This is a genomic window from Pseudomonas sp. B33.4, from assembly GCF_034555375.1.
GTDB lineage: Bacteria > Pseudomonadota > Gammaproteobacteria > Pseudomonadales > Pseudomonadaceae > Aquipseudomonas.
Window position 1 is genome coordinate 2,877,041 of sequence record NZ_CP140706.1, and the last position, 13,112, is coordinate 2,890,152.

Here is a 13,112-nt window from a genome sequence, read left to right on the forward strand (position 1 = left end):
GAGCATCCCCGAAACCCTGTGGGAGCTGGCTTGCCAGCGATGAGGCCGGCACACGCGACATCAAAGTTGGCTGACCCGACGCCATCGCTGGCAAGCCAGCTCCCACAGGTTCAGCGTTGGTTCACAGGATTTGTGAACGACGCGGGCACCTGTAGGCGCTGGCGGAGGCTGCTTAGTTGTCGTAGCCGAGGTTCGGCGCCAGCCAGCGCTCGGTCACGCTCAGTTCCTGGGCCTTGCGCGAGGTGTAGCTGGCGACCTGATCCTTGTCGATCTTGCCCACGGCAAAGTACTGCGCCTGCGGATGGGCGAAGTACCAGCCGCTGACGGCGGCGGCCGGGAACATCGCGTAGTGCTCGGTGAGGAACACGCCGCTACGGCCGGCACGCATTTCTTCAGCCTCCGGGTCGAGCAGGGCAAACAACGCCGCCTTCTCGGTATGATCCGGGCACGCCGGGTAACCCGGGGCAGGGCGGATGCCGCTGTATTGCTCTTTGATCAGCGCGTCGTTGTCGAGGGTTTCGTCCTTGGCATAACCCCAGTGCTCTTTACGCACTTGCTGGTGCAGCCATTCGGCGCAAGCCTCGGCCAAACGGTCGGCGAGGGCTTTGACCATGATCGAGTTGTAGTCGTCGCCGGCGTCCTGATAGGCCTTGGCGACTTCTTCGGCGCCGATGCCGGCGGTGGTGATGAAACCTCCGACGTAGTCGGTCACTTCGCTGTCTTTTGGCGCCACGAAGTCGGCCAGCGAGAAATTCGGCTTGCCGTCGGTCTTGATGATCTGCTGACGCAGGTGATGCAGCTTGGCCATTGGCTGGCCGTCATCGCCGTACAGCTCGATGTCGTCGTCATGCACCTGATTGGCCGGCCAGAAACCGAACACCGCACGGGCGCTGATCAGCTTCTCGTCGATCAGTTTGGCGAGCATCTCCTGCGCGTCCTTGTACAACGCGGTGGCGGCTTCACCGACCACTTCGTCTTCGAGGATGCGCGGGAACTTGCCGGCCAGATCCCAAGAGATGAAGAACGGCGTCCAGTCGATGTATTCGGCCAGCACCTTGAGATCGATATTGTCCAGCACCTTGCTGCCGGTAAACGTCGGTTTGACCGGCTCATAAGCCGCCCAGTCGAACTGCGGCTTCTTGGCAATGGCGGCGGCGTAGCTCAGGCGCTCGGTACGGGCGCTGCGGTTCGAAGTGCGTTCGCGCACATCGACGTATTCCAGACGCGTTCTCTCGACGAAACCGGCCTTCAATTCCTTCGACAGCAACTGGGTTGCTACACCGACCGCACGGGAGGCATCGGTCACGTAAACCACGGCATCGTTGCTGTACTTCGGCTCGATCTTCACTGCCGTGTGCGCTTTGGAGGTGGTCGCGCCACCGATCATCAGTGGCAGGTGGAAGTCCTGACGCTGCATCTCGCGAGCGACGTGAACCATTTCATCCAGCGACGGCGTGATCAGACCAGACAGGCCAATGATGTCGCACTTCTGCTCTTTGGCCACCTGCAGGATCTTCTCTGCCGGGACCATCACGCCGAGGTCGACGATGTCGTAGCCGTTGCAACCGAGCACTACGCCAACAATATTCTTGCCGATGTCGTGCACGTCGCCTTTTACCGTAGCCATGAGGATCTTGCCCTTGGCTTCTGGCTTGTCGCCTTTTTCCAGTTCAATGAACGGGATCAAGTGGGCCACGGCCTGCTTCATCACACGGGCAGATTTCACCACTTGCGGCAGGAACATTTTGCCGGCGCCGAACAGGTCACCGACGATGTTCATGCCGGACATCAGCGGGCCTTCGATCACTTCGATCGGGCGGGCGAACGACTGACGCGATTCTTCGGTGTCTTCAACGATGTGCGTGGTGATGCCCTTGACCAAAGCATGTTCCAGACGCTTGTTGACCTCCCAGCTGCGCCACTCTTCGGTCTCGGCTTCCTTGACGCTGCCATCGCCCTTGTACTTGTCGGCGATGGCGAGGAGGGCGTCGGTGCCTTCCGGTGTACGGTTGAGGATCACGTCTTCAACGGCGTCGCGCAGCTCTTGCGGGATCTGGTCGTAGATCTCCAGCTGACCGGCGTTGACGATGCCCATGGTCAGGCCGGCGCGGATCGCGTACAGCAAGAACACCGAGTGGATCGCCTCGCGCACCGGGTTGTTGCCACGGAACGAGAACGACACGTTGGACACGCCGCCCGAGGTCAGCGCATACGGCAGTTCATCGCGGATGTAGGCACAGGCGTTGATGAAGTCCACAGCATAGTTGTTGTGTTCTTCGATACCGGTGGCGACGGCGAAGATGTTCGGGTCGAAGATGATGTCTTCCGGCGGGAAGCCGACTTCGTTGACCAGAATGTCGTAGGAGCGTTTGCAGATTTCTTTCTTGCGCGCTTCGGTGTCGGCCTGGCCGGCTTCGTCGAACGCCATCACCACTACCGCCGCGCCGTAGCGCTTGCACAGTTTGGCGTGATGGATGAACTGCTCGACGCCTTCTTTCATGCTGATCGAGTTGACGATGCCCTTGCCCTGAATGCACTTGAGGCCGGCTTCGATGACTTCCCATTTCGACGAGTCGATCATGATCGGCACGCGCGAGATGTCCGGTTCACCGGCGATCAGATTGAGGAAGGTCACCATGGCCTTCTTCGAATCGAGCATGCCTTCGTCCATGTTGATGTCGATCACCTGAGCGCCGGCCTCGACTTGTTGCAGGGCGACTTCCAGCGCTTCGGTGTAATTGTCTTCACGGATCAGACGGGCGAACTTGGCGGAACCGGTGATGTTGGTGCGCTCGCCGACGTTGACGAACAGCGAGCTGCGATCGATGGTGAACGGCTCCAGACCCGAGAGGCGGCAGGCCTTGGGAATGTCCGGGATTTCACGCGGTGCGTAACCGGCAACAGCTTTGGCGATGGCTTCGATGTGGCCCGGCGTGGTGCCGCAGCAACCGCCGACGATGTTGAGGAAGCCGCTCTGGGCGAATTCTTCGATGACCTTGGCGGTTTCCGACGGCAGTTCGTCGTACTCGCCGAATTCGTTCGGCAGGCCGGCGTTCGGGTGCGCGGAAACGTGGGTGCTGGCCTTGTTCGACAGCTCTTCCAGGTACGGACGCAATTCGCTGGCGCCGAGCGCGCAGTTGAGGCCGACCGAGATTGGCTTGGCGTGTGCCACCGAGTTCCAGAACGCTTCGGTGGTCTGGCCCGACAGGGTACGGCCGGAGGCGTCGGTGATGGTCCCGGAAATCATGATCGGCAGTTCGATGTGCAGCTCTTCGAACACGCCCTGCACAGCGAAGATCGCCGCTTTGGCGTTGAGGGTGTCGAAAATGGTTTCGATCAGGATCAGGTCGGCGCCGCCCTCGATCAGACCTTTGGTGGCTTCGGTGTAGTTTTCCACCAGCTCATCAAAGGTGACGTTGCGATAGCCCGGGTTGTTGACGTCTGGCGACAGCGAGCAGGTGCGGCTGGTCGGGCCGAGTACGCCGGCAACAAAACGCGGCTTTTCCGGGTTTTCGGCAGTCTTGGCGTCGGCGATCTTGCGCGCCAGTCGTGCGCCTTCTACGTTTAACTCGTAGGCCAGTTCTTCCATGCCGTAGTCGGCCATGGAAATGCGCGTGGCGTTGAAGGTGTTGGTTTCGAGGATGTCGGCGCCGGCATCCAGATAGGCTTTCTCGATGCCGCCGATCACGTCCGGACGGGTGATCACCAGCAGGTCGTTGTTGCCCTTGACGTCACTCGGCCAGTCCGCGAAGCGCTTGCCGCGATAATCCTGTTCTTCGAGCTTGTAGCTCTGGATCATCGTGCCCATGCCGCCGTCGAGTATCAGGATGCGCTCTTTGAGAGCTTGCTTGAGAGCTTGAAGGCGGACGCTGCGATCGGACATTTGGACTACTCGGAAAGACCATTACGAAGGAGCGGGATCATAGCAAACCTGTGCGCTTTTAGAGCATGCGGGGCTTTTGCATGAATATCGCTCATGTTGGTACGAGCGTCATACTGTAGAATCGCGGCGTTTTTTAACAATCGGGATCAGCAGCATGTCTTACCGCGTCATTGGTTTTGTGTTGCTGTTTCTCAGCTGGGGCGCCGTGGCGCAAGAGCCAGCGACTGCACCGGCCATTTCTCCTTCGATTTCGTACGTCCGCGACATCCAGCCAATTTTCACCGAGAAGTGCGTGGCCTGCCATGCGTGCTACGACTCCGCTTGTCAGTTGAATCTGGGCAGTGGCGAGGGCGCGGCCCGTGGTGCGAGCAAAATGCCGGTGTATGACGGCGAGCGCACCGTCGCGGCGCCGACCACCCGATTGTTTTACGACGCCTTCGGCAAACGCGCCTGGCAGCAGAAAGACTTCTATTCGGTGCTTGATGCGCAGGGCAGTCAGGCCGCGCTGATGGCGCGCATGCTGGAGCTGGGCCACAAAACCCCGCTGACGCCGAACGCCAAACTGCCGGAAGACATCGTGCTGGGCCTGAACCGCCAGAATATGTGCGCGCTGCCTGCCGAGTTCGAAGGCTATGCCGGTGCCCATCCTAAAGAAGGCATGCCGCTGGCGGTGACCGGGCTGACCGATCAGCAGTATCAGACGTTGCAGCGCTGGCTGGCGTCAGGTGCGCCGATTGACGAGCAAAGCCTGGCGCCGAGCGCGAAAGAGGCGCTGCAAATCGTCCAGTGGGAAAATCTGCTCAATACTCCAGGCGCCCGGCAGAGTCTGGTCGGCCGCTGGCTGTACGAGCACTTGTACCTCGCACACCTCTATTTCAAGGATGGCGAGCCGGGGCATTACTTCCAGTGGGTGCGTTCGCGCACACCGACTGGCCAGCCGATCGACCTGATCGCCACCCGTCGTCCCAACGATGATCCGGGCACCCAGGTGTATTACCGCTTGTGGCCGGTGCAGGGCGTGATTGTGCATAAAACCCACATCACCTATCCGCTCAGCACGGCGAAGATGGCGCGGGTCAAGAGCCTGTTCTACAGCGGCAACTGGCAGGTCAATGCGTTGCCCGGTTACGGCCCGCAGAGCCGCGCCAATCCGTTTGCTACCTTCGAGGCGATTCCGGCGCAGGCGCGTTATCAGTTCATGCTGGATAACGCCGAATATTTCGTCCGTACCTTTATTCGCGGCCCGGTGTGCCGTGGGCAAATCGCGACCGACGTGATCCGCGACAACTTCTGGGCACTGTTCCAGGCGCCGGAACACGACCTCTATATCACCGATCCGAACTATCGCGGCCAGGCCACGCCGTTGCTGGCCATGCCCGGGCAGAACGACGATGTCGGCAGTGTTTTGAGTCTGTGGCATAACTACCGCAACAAGCGTAACGAGTACGAAGCTTTGCGCCGCGACAGCTACGCCGATGTGCCCGCACCGAGCTGGTCGACCCTGTGGGCCGGCAATGACAACGCGTTGCTGAGTATTTTCCGTCACTTCGACAGCGCTTCGGTGACCAAAGGCCTGATTGGCGAGGTGCCGCAGACGATGTGGCTGTTCGACTATCCGCTGCTCGAACGCACCTATTACCAATTGGCAGTCAACTTCGATGTGTTCGGCAACGTCTCGCATCAGGCGCAAACCCGTCTGTATTTCGACCTGATCCGCAACGGTGCCGAGCAGAACTTCCTGCGCCTGATGCCGGCCGATTCCCGTGAGGATTACCTCGACGATTGGTATCAGAGCAGCGGCCAGTTCAAGATGTGGCTCGATTACGAGGCGATTGACGACGATAAGCCGACTGCGCTGAAACTCGACGAAAAAAACCCGAAATACGACTTCGCCATGCAATTGCTCGCGCGTTACGGCGATCTCAATGCGCGGCCCGATCCGATCAACCGTTGCGACGGCGCTTATTGCTCGCGGCCGAATATCGACCCCGCGCTGCAAAATGCCGAACAGGCGTTGAGTCGCCTCACTTCACGCCCGGCGGCCGGTTTGAAGGTGATCGACCAGTTGCCGGAAGCGACGATGCTGCGCATTGAAACCGCCAGCGGTACGCGCGAGGTCTACAGCCTGTTGCGCAACCGCGCGCACAGCAACGTGGCGTTCCTGCTCGGTGAGTCGCTGCGCTACCAGCCGGGGCTCGACACCCTCACGATTTATCCGGGCGTGCTCAGCAGTTATCCGAACTTCATCTTCAACGTCCCGGCTGATCAGGTGCCGGCGTTTGTCGATGCAATGGAAAATGCCAAAGATGCCAACCGTTTCGAGAAAATCGTCGAACGCTGGGGAATCCGCCGCAGTCATCCGCAATTCTGGTTGTATTTCCATGATCTGAGCCAGTACATCCACGAAACCGATCCGGTGGAAGAGGGTGTGCTGGACATGAACCGCTACGAGAATCTTTGATCGTTTGAAACAGGCCGACTGTCACAGCTTCAGGTAACACACAAATCCCCTGTAGGAGTGAGCCTGCTCGCGATAGCGGAAAATCAGGCACTAGAGATGTTGAATGTGCCGCCGCCATCGCGAGCAGGCTCACTCCTACAAGGGATCTGCGGTGGTTTCAGGAATCATGGACGGGAGCGGCCGATGTTGATTTCAGTGCAAGCCCTGCGTGCGCTTGCCGCGTGGGCGGTGGTCTGCCACCACTTCATGCAGATTTTCTTCGACTTCAAGGCGCGCGGGCCGATTGGCCAACTGTTCATCGACAAAGGCGCGGTGGGCGTCGATATTTTCTTTGTCATCAGCGGTCTGGTGATTTTCCTCTCGACCGAAAACAAACCGCTGCTGCCCGCGCGCTTTCTGCTGTACCGCCTGTTTCGCATCGTCCCGGCGTACTGGCTGTACACGCTGTTGATGGCGCTGCTGGTGGTGTTCGCCCAGCCGTTGCTGCCGGATCAAACGGTGGACTGGAGCCATTTGCTGCTGTCGCTGCTGTTCATTCCGACTGAAAATCCCGGCGGCTATGGCATCTATCCGACATTGAATGTCGGCTGGACGCTGAATTACGAAATACTCTTCTACGTGCTGTTTGCCTGGGCGCTGCTGTTTCGCTTGCAGGTGCGCCTGTTGGTGGTTGCCGCGCTGCTGTTTGCCGTGTGTCAGGCCTGGACCGGGTTTGGCTGGGTCAGCGCATTTTATCGGTCGGACATCGTCTATGAGTTTCTGCTGGGGATCGGCATTGGCATGCTCTATCGCCGGGGCTGGATCGGCCCCGGTTTGTGGCTGCCGCTGACCGCCATCGGCGCGGCGTTACTGGCGATTTATCACCTGGCACCGGCGCCGAGGCTGCTCAACTGGGGCGTGCCGAGTGCGGTGCTGGTGATGGCGTGTATCTCGCTTGAGCGTTATGTCGAGCGCAGCCGTGTGCTCAAACTGCTCGGCGATTGCTCGTATTCGGTGTACTTGATGCACGTTCTGGTGCTGTCGGTGGGTGGATTTATCGCGCGGCGCTACGTTGTCAACCCGTATCTGATGTTTGTCGTGTGCGCGCTGGCGATCGGCGTTGGCTCCTGGTTGAGCTACGAATGGGTGGAAAAACGCAGCTATCGCTGGCTCAAGGCTCATATTGATGACGAGCCTGACGAGAATCTTTCCCGACAAAAATACTAGGACTTTGTCCGGCGCAACGATTGGCGTAAACTGCGCCCAAGCCTGCGAGGAGTTTCCATGACCGCTATTACCATTACCGACGCCGCCCACGATTACCTGGCTGATCTGCTCTCCAAGCAGAACACCCCGGGCATCGGCATCCGCGTCTTCATCACCCAGCCTGGCACCCAGTACGCCGAAACCTGCATTGCCTACTGCAAGCCGGGCGAAGAGAAACCAGAAGATACCGCGCTGGGGCTGAAAAGCTTCACCGCCTATATCGATCACTTCAGCGAAGCGTTTCTCGACGACGCCGTTGTTGACTACGCCACCGACCGCATGGGCGGCCAACTGACCATCAAGGCGCCAAACGCCAAAGTACCGATGGTCAATGCCGACAGCCCGGTCAACGAGCGCATCAACTACTACCTGCAAACCGAAATCAACCCGGGGCTGGCTAGCCACGGCGGTCAGGTCAGCCTGATCGATGTAGTTGAAGACGGCATCGCCGTTTTGCAGTTCGGTGGCGGTTGCCAGGGCTGCGGCCAGGCGGACGTGACCTTGAAGGAAGGCATCGAGCGCACTTTGCTCGAGCGCATCCCTGAACTGAAGGGCGTTCGCGACGTGACCGACCACACGCAGAAAGAAAACGCCTACTACTAAGTAAGGTGTTCACTGCGGACATGAAAAAACGGCGCCCCGTGAGCGCCGTTTTTTTATGGGTGAAATGTACCGACGCCTTCGCGAGCAGGCTCGCTCCCACATTTGATCGCATTCCAAATGTGGGAGCGAGCTTGCTCGCGAAAGGGCCTTCAAGGTCGATAAAGATGGGCATGCCCGGCGCGATACAACGATGACTCGCTGAACACCTCACTGCCCAACACCCGACCCACCAATATCAACGCCGTGCGCCGAAACCCTTTGGCCTCAACCTTCCCGGCAATATCCGCCAGCGTCCCCACTACCCAATCCTGATCCGGCCACGTCGCCCGGTGAATCACCGCAATCGGACAGTCCGCGCCGTAATGCGGCAGCAGCTCCGCCAGAATCTTCTGCAGATGGTTGACCCCCAGATGAATCGCCATCGTCGCACCATGCTGCGCCAGACTGCCGAGTTCTTCGCCTGCCGGCATCGCGGTTTTATCGGCATACCGCGTCAGAATCACACTTTGCGAGACGTCCGGGAGGGTCAGTTCCGCGCCAAGCAAAGCCGCACACGCTGCCGTAGCCGTCACACCGGGAATGATCTCGAACGGAATATTCAGCTCGCGCAGATAGCGAATCTGTTCACCAATCGCGCCATACAGGCTCGGATCACCGGAATGTACCCGCGCCACATCTTCGCCGTTGGCATGCGCGGTTTTGATCAATTCGATGATCTGTTCCAGATGCAATTCAGCGCTGTTGACCACGGTTTGCGCCTGGTGACCGTCCAGCACCGCCGCCGGTACCAGCGAGCCTGCATAAATGATCACCGGGCAACTGCGGATCAGCCGCTGGCCTTTGACAGTGATCAATTCCGGGTCGCCGGGGCCGGCGCCGATGAAGTAGACGGTCATGGTTGAATCCTGTGAAAAAGGGGGGCGGCAATCGCTTCAGATGAAGATTGCTCATGATCGGTGGCGGGGATTATCGGGAATTTATGCAGCACCGGCCAATGCGAAGGTGGCCTGAGCGTATTTTTGTCGGGAAATCAGCAGTTTTGCCGGTGCCTGAATCAGCTGTTCGGCAAGGGCCAGCGCGGCACTTTCGGCGACGCCATAGCAACCGGTGCGTTCGTAGGCGATCTCGGAACGGTGGCTGAGTCGTTCCTGATAACTGGCCAATTCTTCGCTGCTGAAATATAGCAGCGGCAGCGCCAGTTGTGCGGCGAGTTCCTGTAACCCGGGCTCATCGCGCTTCAGGTCGATGCTGGCCAAGGCCTTGACCATTTGCAGCTCAATGCGATGCGCTTGTAACGCCTGATCAAGTAACGCGCGCAACGTGCTGGCCGGGCAGCCGCGCTGGCAGCCCAGACCGACCACGAAGGTCGGCGCTGCGCGGTCATCGGTCATGCGTGGTATTGGCCATCGCTTTTGCGGCGGAACAACCAGGCGCTGATCAGGCCCAGGGCCAGCCAGAACACTACGTTGGTCAGCTGCGAAGCGATTTTGAACTGAGCTTCCAATGCTTCCGGGGCAAGCATCGAATGCACTTCCGGCTGCGGTGCGCCGATCACGTGCGGCACGGCGAGAATGGCCACGCCGAGGACTTTCATCAGCCAATGACGGCTGAACGCGATCAACGACAGGCCGACTGCGGTCGAGGCGGCTGTACCGATCCACCACATCTGTCGCGAGGCCAGATCGGCGGCGGCAGTACCCGGCAGTTCAGGCGGCAGGCCCAGAGTGGGCGCCAGCACGAATGTTGCGTAACCGGCCAGACCCCAGAGCAGGCCTTGCGAGGTTTTGGTCGGGGCGCGCAGGGTGTACAGGCCCGCGAGCATCAGAGCGAAACCCACCGCAACCACCAGATTGCCGCCAGTGGTCGAGACCACGCGCTGCCAGCCGTCTTCCGGCTCCCAGGCTTCGGCGTCGTGGGTGTGGCCGGCCATGGCACCTTCGGTATGTTCATGAACCGCAACCGGTTCGGCTTTCTCGTAGGTTTCGGCCTGAAGAATCAGCGGCGATACCCAGAAGCTTTGCAGCAGAGTGAGGAGCAGGGCGGCCAGCAGACCGGTGAAACCTGCGGTTTGCGCTATACGCTTGATCATGTCGGCAGGTCTCAGTGGCACGGGAACGCGGCGCTGTGGCGGGTATCGTGGGCGGCGTTGTGTACCGCTTCGATGTGCGAGAAACCAGCGAAGTAGACCAGGCTGGCGCCGAGGATCGAGGCGAAGATCGCGGCGGTCAGGCGTTGGCTCAGGGTGGTGGTGCTGGCGATTTTGTCCGTGTTGCTGCCGGTGCTGCTGATGATCGACATGGCGCTTCCCTCTGGAGTGTCAGTGGGTGAATCGAGCGCATGAAAACCCCTGCGGGTCGGGCTCGCAGAGGTTCGAACAGCGCCCGCCCACCGCGGGTTTGTTATGTTCAGCGACGCACAAGGTGCGGGCTGTGTGTTGCGGGCCGGTCTCCGGGCTCACGAGGGGTTGGCGTCAGGCCGACCTGCAAGCGTCACCTTCCCATGCCGTACAGGCACAGTGGTTTTGACGCTTCGCTCGCTTACCGTTGCGGGGGCAGCACCGGACTGACATGGCTCTGAGTAAAGCACATGATTCACCGGTTTCCCGTTTCACCCTGTGAAGGGCACCCGTAACAAGGTGTGTAGGAGAGCATGGGGGTGGGGTTTTGGTCAATTTTTTGGGGTGGATCCGTTGCTGCGGGTGTTGCTGATTAGGGTTCCGCCCTTACGGCGGGTCACTTTTTCCAGACGCCGAAAAAGTAACCAAAAAGGCTTGCTCCTGCGTGCGGCCCGCTCGCTGGGGCTCGGGGTTCCTTCGCTCCGGGATTGATCCGGGCGCAGCGCCTACGGTTTGCTTCGCTGCACCTCCTCTCGCTGTGTTTGGCTGCGCCAAACGGTCGCTGCGCTCCCACGCCCGGATCAATCCCTCCACTCAGCCTTCCGACGTCGCCCGTGGATCAAGATCAAGAGCAGGCGAGCTGACACTCGGCCTATTGAGTGGTGAGGAGCGCGGGTGTTCGGCTTTTGATTTGCGTTGTTGCTGCCCCTCACCCCAGCCCTCTCCCGAGGGAGAGGGAGCCGATTTGTGGGCCTTTCAGAATCTGAGTTCAACGCGGTATCGCACGTCGGCGTATCTCTCGCAATCACCTCGGTCAGTCCCCTCTCCCTCCGGGAGAGGGCTAGGGTGAGGGGCTCTTGATCTGGCTTTTGATCTGGCTTTTTTGCCCCTTCGGCAGGCCGAGCGTAGGTGTTCATCCGGGGATCAGGCGCGCAGCGCCGTGCGGCGTAGCCGCATACATCGAGAGGAGGTGCAGCGAAGCAAACCGTAGGCGATGTCCCCGGATGGACACCGTAGCGAGGGAACACTGAGCCTCAGCGAAGTGCCGTACGCCGGGGCAAAGCCTTTTGGGTTACCTTTTCGGCGTTTGGAAAAGGTGACTCGATGTAAGAGCGAAACCGCCAGCGGCAGCACCCGCAGCAACGGATATGCCCCCAATCCAAAAAAACCCAAACATTGACCCATAAGCAAGCCATGCGTAGCCTTGCGCTTTCGAGGTTCTTCGGCCGCTGCCGAAGCTAAGAAGGGAACGCGGTCAATGCCGCGGCTGCCCCCGCAACTGTGAACGGTGAAATTCACTGCCACGCCACTGCCAGCTCAACCCATGAGCCAGCGGGAAGGCGCAGCGAATGCCAGGCCCCGCGCCTGAACACCGTCAGCCAGGAGACCTGCCTCGTCACAGATTCTCACTACAACCGGGCGGGGTGATCCGGTGGCGAACGCTTCCGGCGCGCACGCGCGTGGCCGGTTCTCGTCCCGTATGCCCGCCGCTTGCCAAAGGGCATACCGATGAAAACACTGGCCAAACTCCCCGTCACCATCGTCACTGGCTTCCTTGGCTCGGGCAAAACCACACTGCTGCGGCACATGCTCGATAACGCTCAGGGCCGGCGCATTGCGGTGATCGTCAACGAGTTCGGCGAGTTGGGCATCGACGGTGAAATCCTCAAGCAATGCACCATCGGCTGCACCGAAGAAGAAGCCACCGGCCGCGTTTACGAACTGGCCAACGGCTGCCTGTGCTGCACCGTTCAGGAAGAGTTCTTTCCGGTGATGCGCGAACTGGTTGCCCGTCGCGGCGACCTCGACCACATCCTCATCGAAACCTCGGGCCTGGCCCTGCCAAAACCACTGGTGCAAGCCTTCCAGTGGCCGGAAATCCGCAGCGCCTGCACCGTTGACGCGGTGATCACCGTGGTCGACAGCCCGGCCGTGGCCGCTGGCACCTTCGCCGCGTTCCCGGATCAGGTCGATGCCCAGCGCAAACTCGACCCGAACCTCGACCACGAATCGCCACTGCACGAATTGTTCGCTGACCAACTGGCCAGCGCCGACCTCGTCATCCTCAACAAGGCCGACCAGACCAGCCCGGAAGACCTCGCTCGCGTGCGCGCTGAAGTCGCCGAAGAACTGCCGCCAGCGGTAAAAATCATCGAAGCCAGCAACGGCCGTGTGCCGCTCGACGTGTTGATCGGCCTCGGCGCCAGTTCCGAAGAACACATCGACAGCCGCCACAGCCATCACGATCACCACCACGGTGAAGGCGATGACGACCACGATGACCACGATCACGACGCTTTCGATTCAATCTCGATCGAACTGCCGCAAGCCGACGAAAGCCTGCTGCTCGACGCGCTGACGCAACTGGTGGTCAAGCACGGCATCCTGCGTGTGAAGGGCTTTGCGGCGATTCCGAACAAGCCAATGCGCCTGTTGATCCAGGGCGTGGGCACGCGTTTTGACAAACACTTCGACCGTCAGTGGAGCGCCGATGAAGCGCGCGTGACGCGTCTGGTGTTGATCGGTCAGGAACTCGATGCGGCGCAACTCGAAGCGCAACTGCGCGCTGCGCTCAGCGTTTAAGC

General features: G+C 60.2%; 9 protein-coding genes and 2 riboswitches. Of the genes, 4 read left to right on the forward strand and 5 right to left on the reverse strand.

Translation table 11 applies throughout. The features are described from left to right. Positions 1–172 precede the first annotated feature (172 nt). Complete coding sequence (metH, locus tag U6037_RS12675) at positions 173–3,883, reverse strand: methionine synthase (RefSeq protein WP_322846991.1); 3,711 nt, start codon at positions 3,881–3,883, stop codon at positions 173–175. A 154-nt stretch (positions 3,884–4,037) separates the two neighbouring features. On the opposite strand from metH, the gene U6037_RS12680 reads away from it, so the two are divergent. The 3 genes from U6037_RS12680 (at position 4,038) to nfuA (ending at position 8,192) form a co-directional block, all read left to right on the forward strand. Continuing rightward, positions 4,038–6,344, forward strand: coding sequence for a fatty acid cis/trans isomerase (locus U6037_RS12680; RefSeq protein WP_322846992.1), 2,307 nt, complete (start codon positions 4,038–4,040; stop codon positions 6,342–6,344). 183 nt (positions 6,345–6,527) lie between these two features. Beyond that, positions 6,528–7,550, forward strand: a complete 1,023-nt coding sequence (locus U6037_RS12685) for an acyltransferase (RefSeq protein ID WP_322846993.1) — start codon at positions 6,528–6,530, stop codon at positions 7,548–7,550. 57 nt (positions 7,551–7,607) lie between these two features. Next, positions 7,608–8,192 carry a Fe-S biogenesis protein NfuA gene (gene nfuA / locus U6037_RS12690; protein ID WP_007912592.1) on the forward strand — a complete coding sequence of 195 codons (585 nt, stop codon included), beginning with the start codon at positions 7,608–7,610 and terminating at the stop codon, positions 8,190–8,192. 149 nt (positions 8,193–8,341) lie between these two features. Here the strand turns inward: nfuA and cobM are convergent, their stop codons facing one another. The 4 genes from cobM to U6037_RS12710 all read right to left on the reverse strand — a co-directional run bounded on the left by cobM (position 8,342) and on the right by U6037_RS12710 (position 10,490). Next, positions 8,342–9,088, reverse strand: a complete 747-nt coding sequence (gene cobM / locus U6037_RS12695; RefSeq protein ID WP_322846994.1) for a precorrin-4 C(11)-methyltransferase — start codon at positions 9,086–9,088, stop codon at positions 8,342–8,344. Positions 9,089–9,169: 81 nt separating this feature from the next. Further along, a complete protein-coding gene (locus tag U6037_RS12700; protein WP_322846995.1) occupies positions 9,170–9,583 on the reverse strand; it encodes a cobalamin biosynthesis protein in 414 nt (137 codons plus the stop codon). Next, entirely contained in the window at positions 9,580–10,281 is a 702-nt protein-coding gene (locus U6037_RS12705) for a CbtA family protein (protein ID WP_322846996.1), read from the reverse strand. Before U6037_RS12705 ends, U6037_RS12700 begins: the two co-directional genes overlap by 4 nt. 11 nt (positions 10,282–10,292) lie before the next feature. Next, positions 10,293–10,490 carry a CbtB domain-containing protein gene (locus tag U6037_RS12710; protein ID WP_093430890.1) on the reverse strand — a complete coding sequence of 66 codons (198 nt, stop codon included), beginning with the start codon at positions 10,488–10,490 and terminating at the stop codon, positions 10,293–10,295. A gap of 123 nt (positions 10,491–10,613) precedes the next feature. After that, positions 10,614–10,836: riboswitch (cobalamin riboswitch) on the reverse strand. An 889-nt stretch (positions 10,837–11,725) separates the two neighbouring features. Next, positions 11,726–11,938, forward strand: a riboswitch (cobalamin riboswitch). 98 nt (positions 11,939–12,036) lie between these two features. Here U6037_RS12710 and cobW point away from each other — a divergent pair. Beyond that, complete coding sequence (gene cobW / locus U6037_RS12715; RefSeq protein ID WP_322846997.1) at positions 12,037–13,110, forward strand: cobalamin biosynthesis protein CobW; 1,074 nt, start codon at positions 12,037–12,039, stop codon at positions 13,108–13,110. Positions 13,111–13,112: the final 2 nt, after the last annotated feature.

Bases quoted from the DNA above. Each gene is read 5' to 3' on its own strand.
- metH (WP_322846991.1), bottom strand. From the start codon at position 3,883: ATGTCCGATCGCAGCGTCCGCCTTCAAGCTCTCAAGCAAGCTCTCAAA.
- U6037_RS12680 (WP_322846992.1), top strand. From the start codon at position 4,038: ATGTCTTACCGCGTCATTGGTTTTGTGTTGCTGTTTCTCAGCTGGGGC.
- U6037_RS12685 (WP_322846993.1), top strand. From the start codon at position 6,528: ATGTTGATTTCAGTGCAAGCCCTGCGTGCGCTTGCCGCGTGGGCGGTG.
- nfuA (WP_007912592.1), top strand. From the start codon at position 7,608: ATGACCGCTATTACCATTACCGACGCCGCCCACGATTACCTGGCTGAT.
- cobM (WP_322846994.1), bottom strand. From the start codon at position 9,088: ATGACCGTCTACTTCATCGGCGCCGGCCCCGGCGACCCGGAATTGATC.
- U6037_RS12700 (WP_322846995.1), bottom strand. From the start codon at position 9,583: ATGACCGATGACCGCGCAGCGCCGACCTTCGTGGTCGGTCTGGGCTGC.
- U6037_RS12705 (WP_322846996.1), bottom strand. From the start codon at position 10,281: ATGATCAAGCGTATAGCGCAAACCGCAGGTTTCACCGGTCTGCTGGCC.
- U6037_RS12710 (WP_093430890.1), bottom strand. From the start codon at position 10,490: ATGTCGATCATCAGCAGCACCGGCAGCAACACGGACAAAATCGCCAGC.
- cobW (WP_322846997.1), top strand. From the start codon at position 12,037: ATGAAAACACTGGCCAAACTCCCCGTCACCATCGTCACTGGCTTCCTT.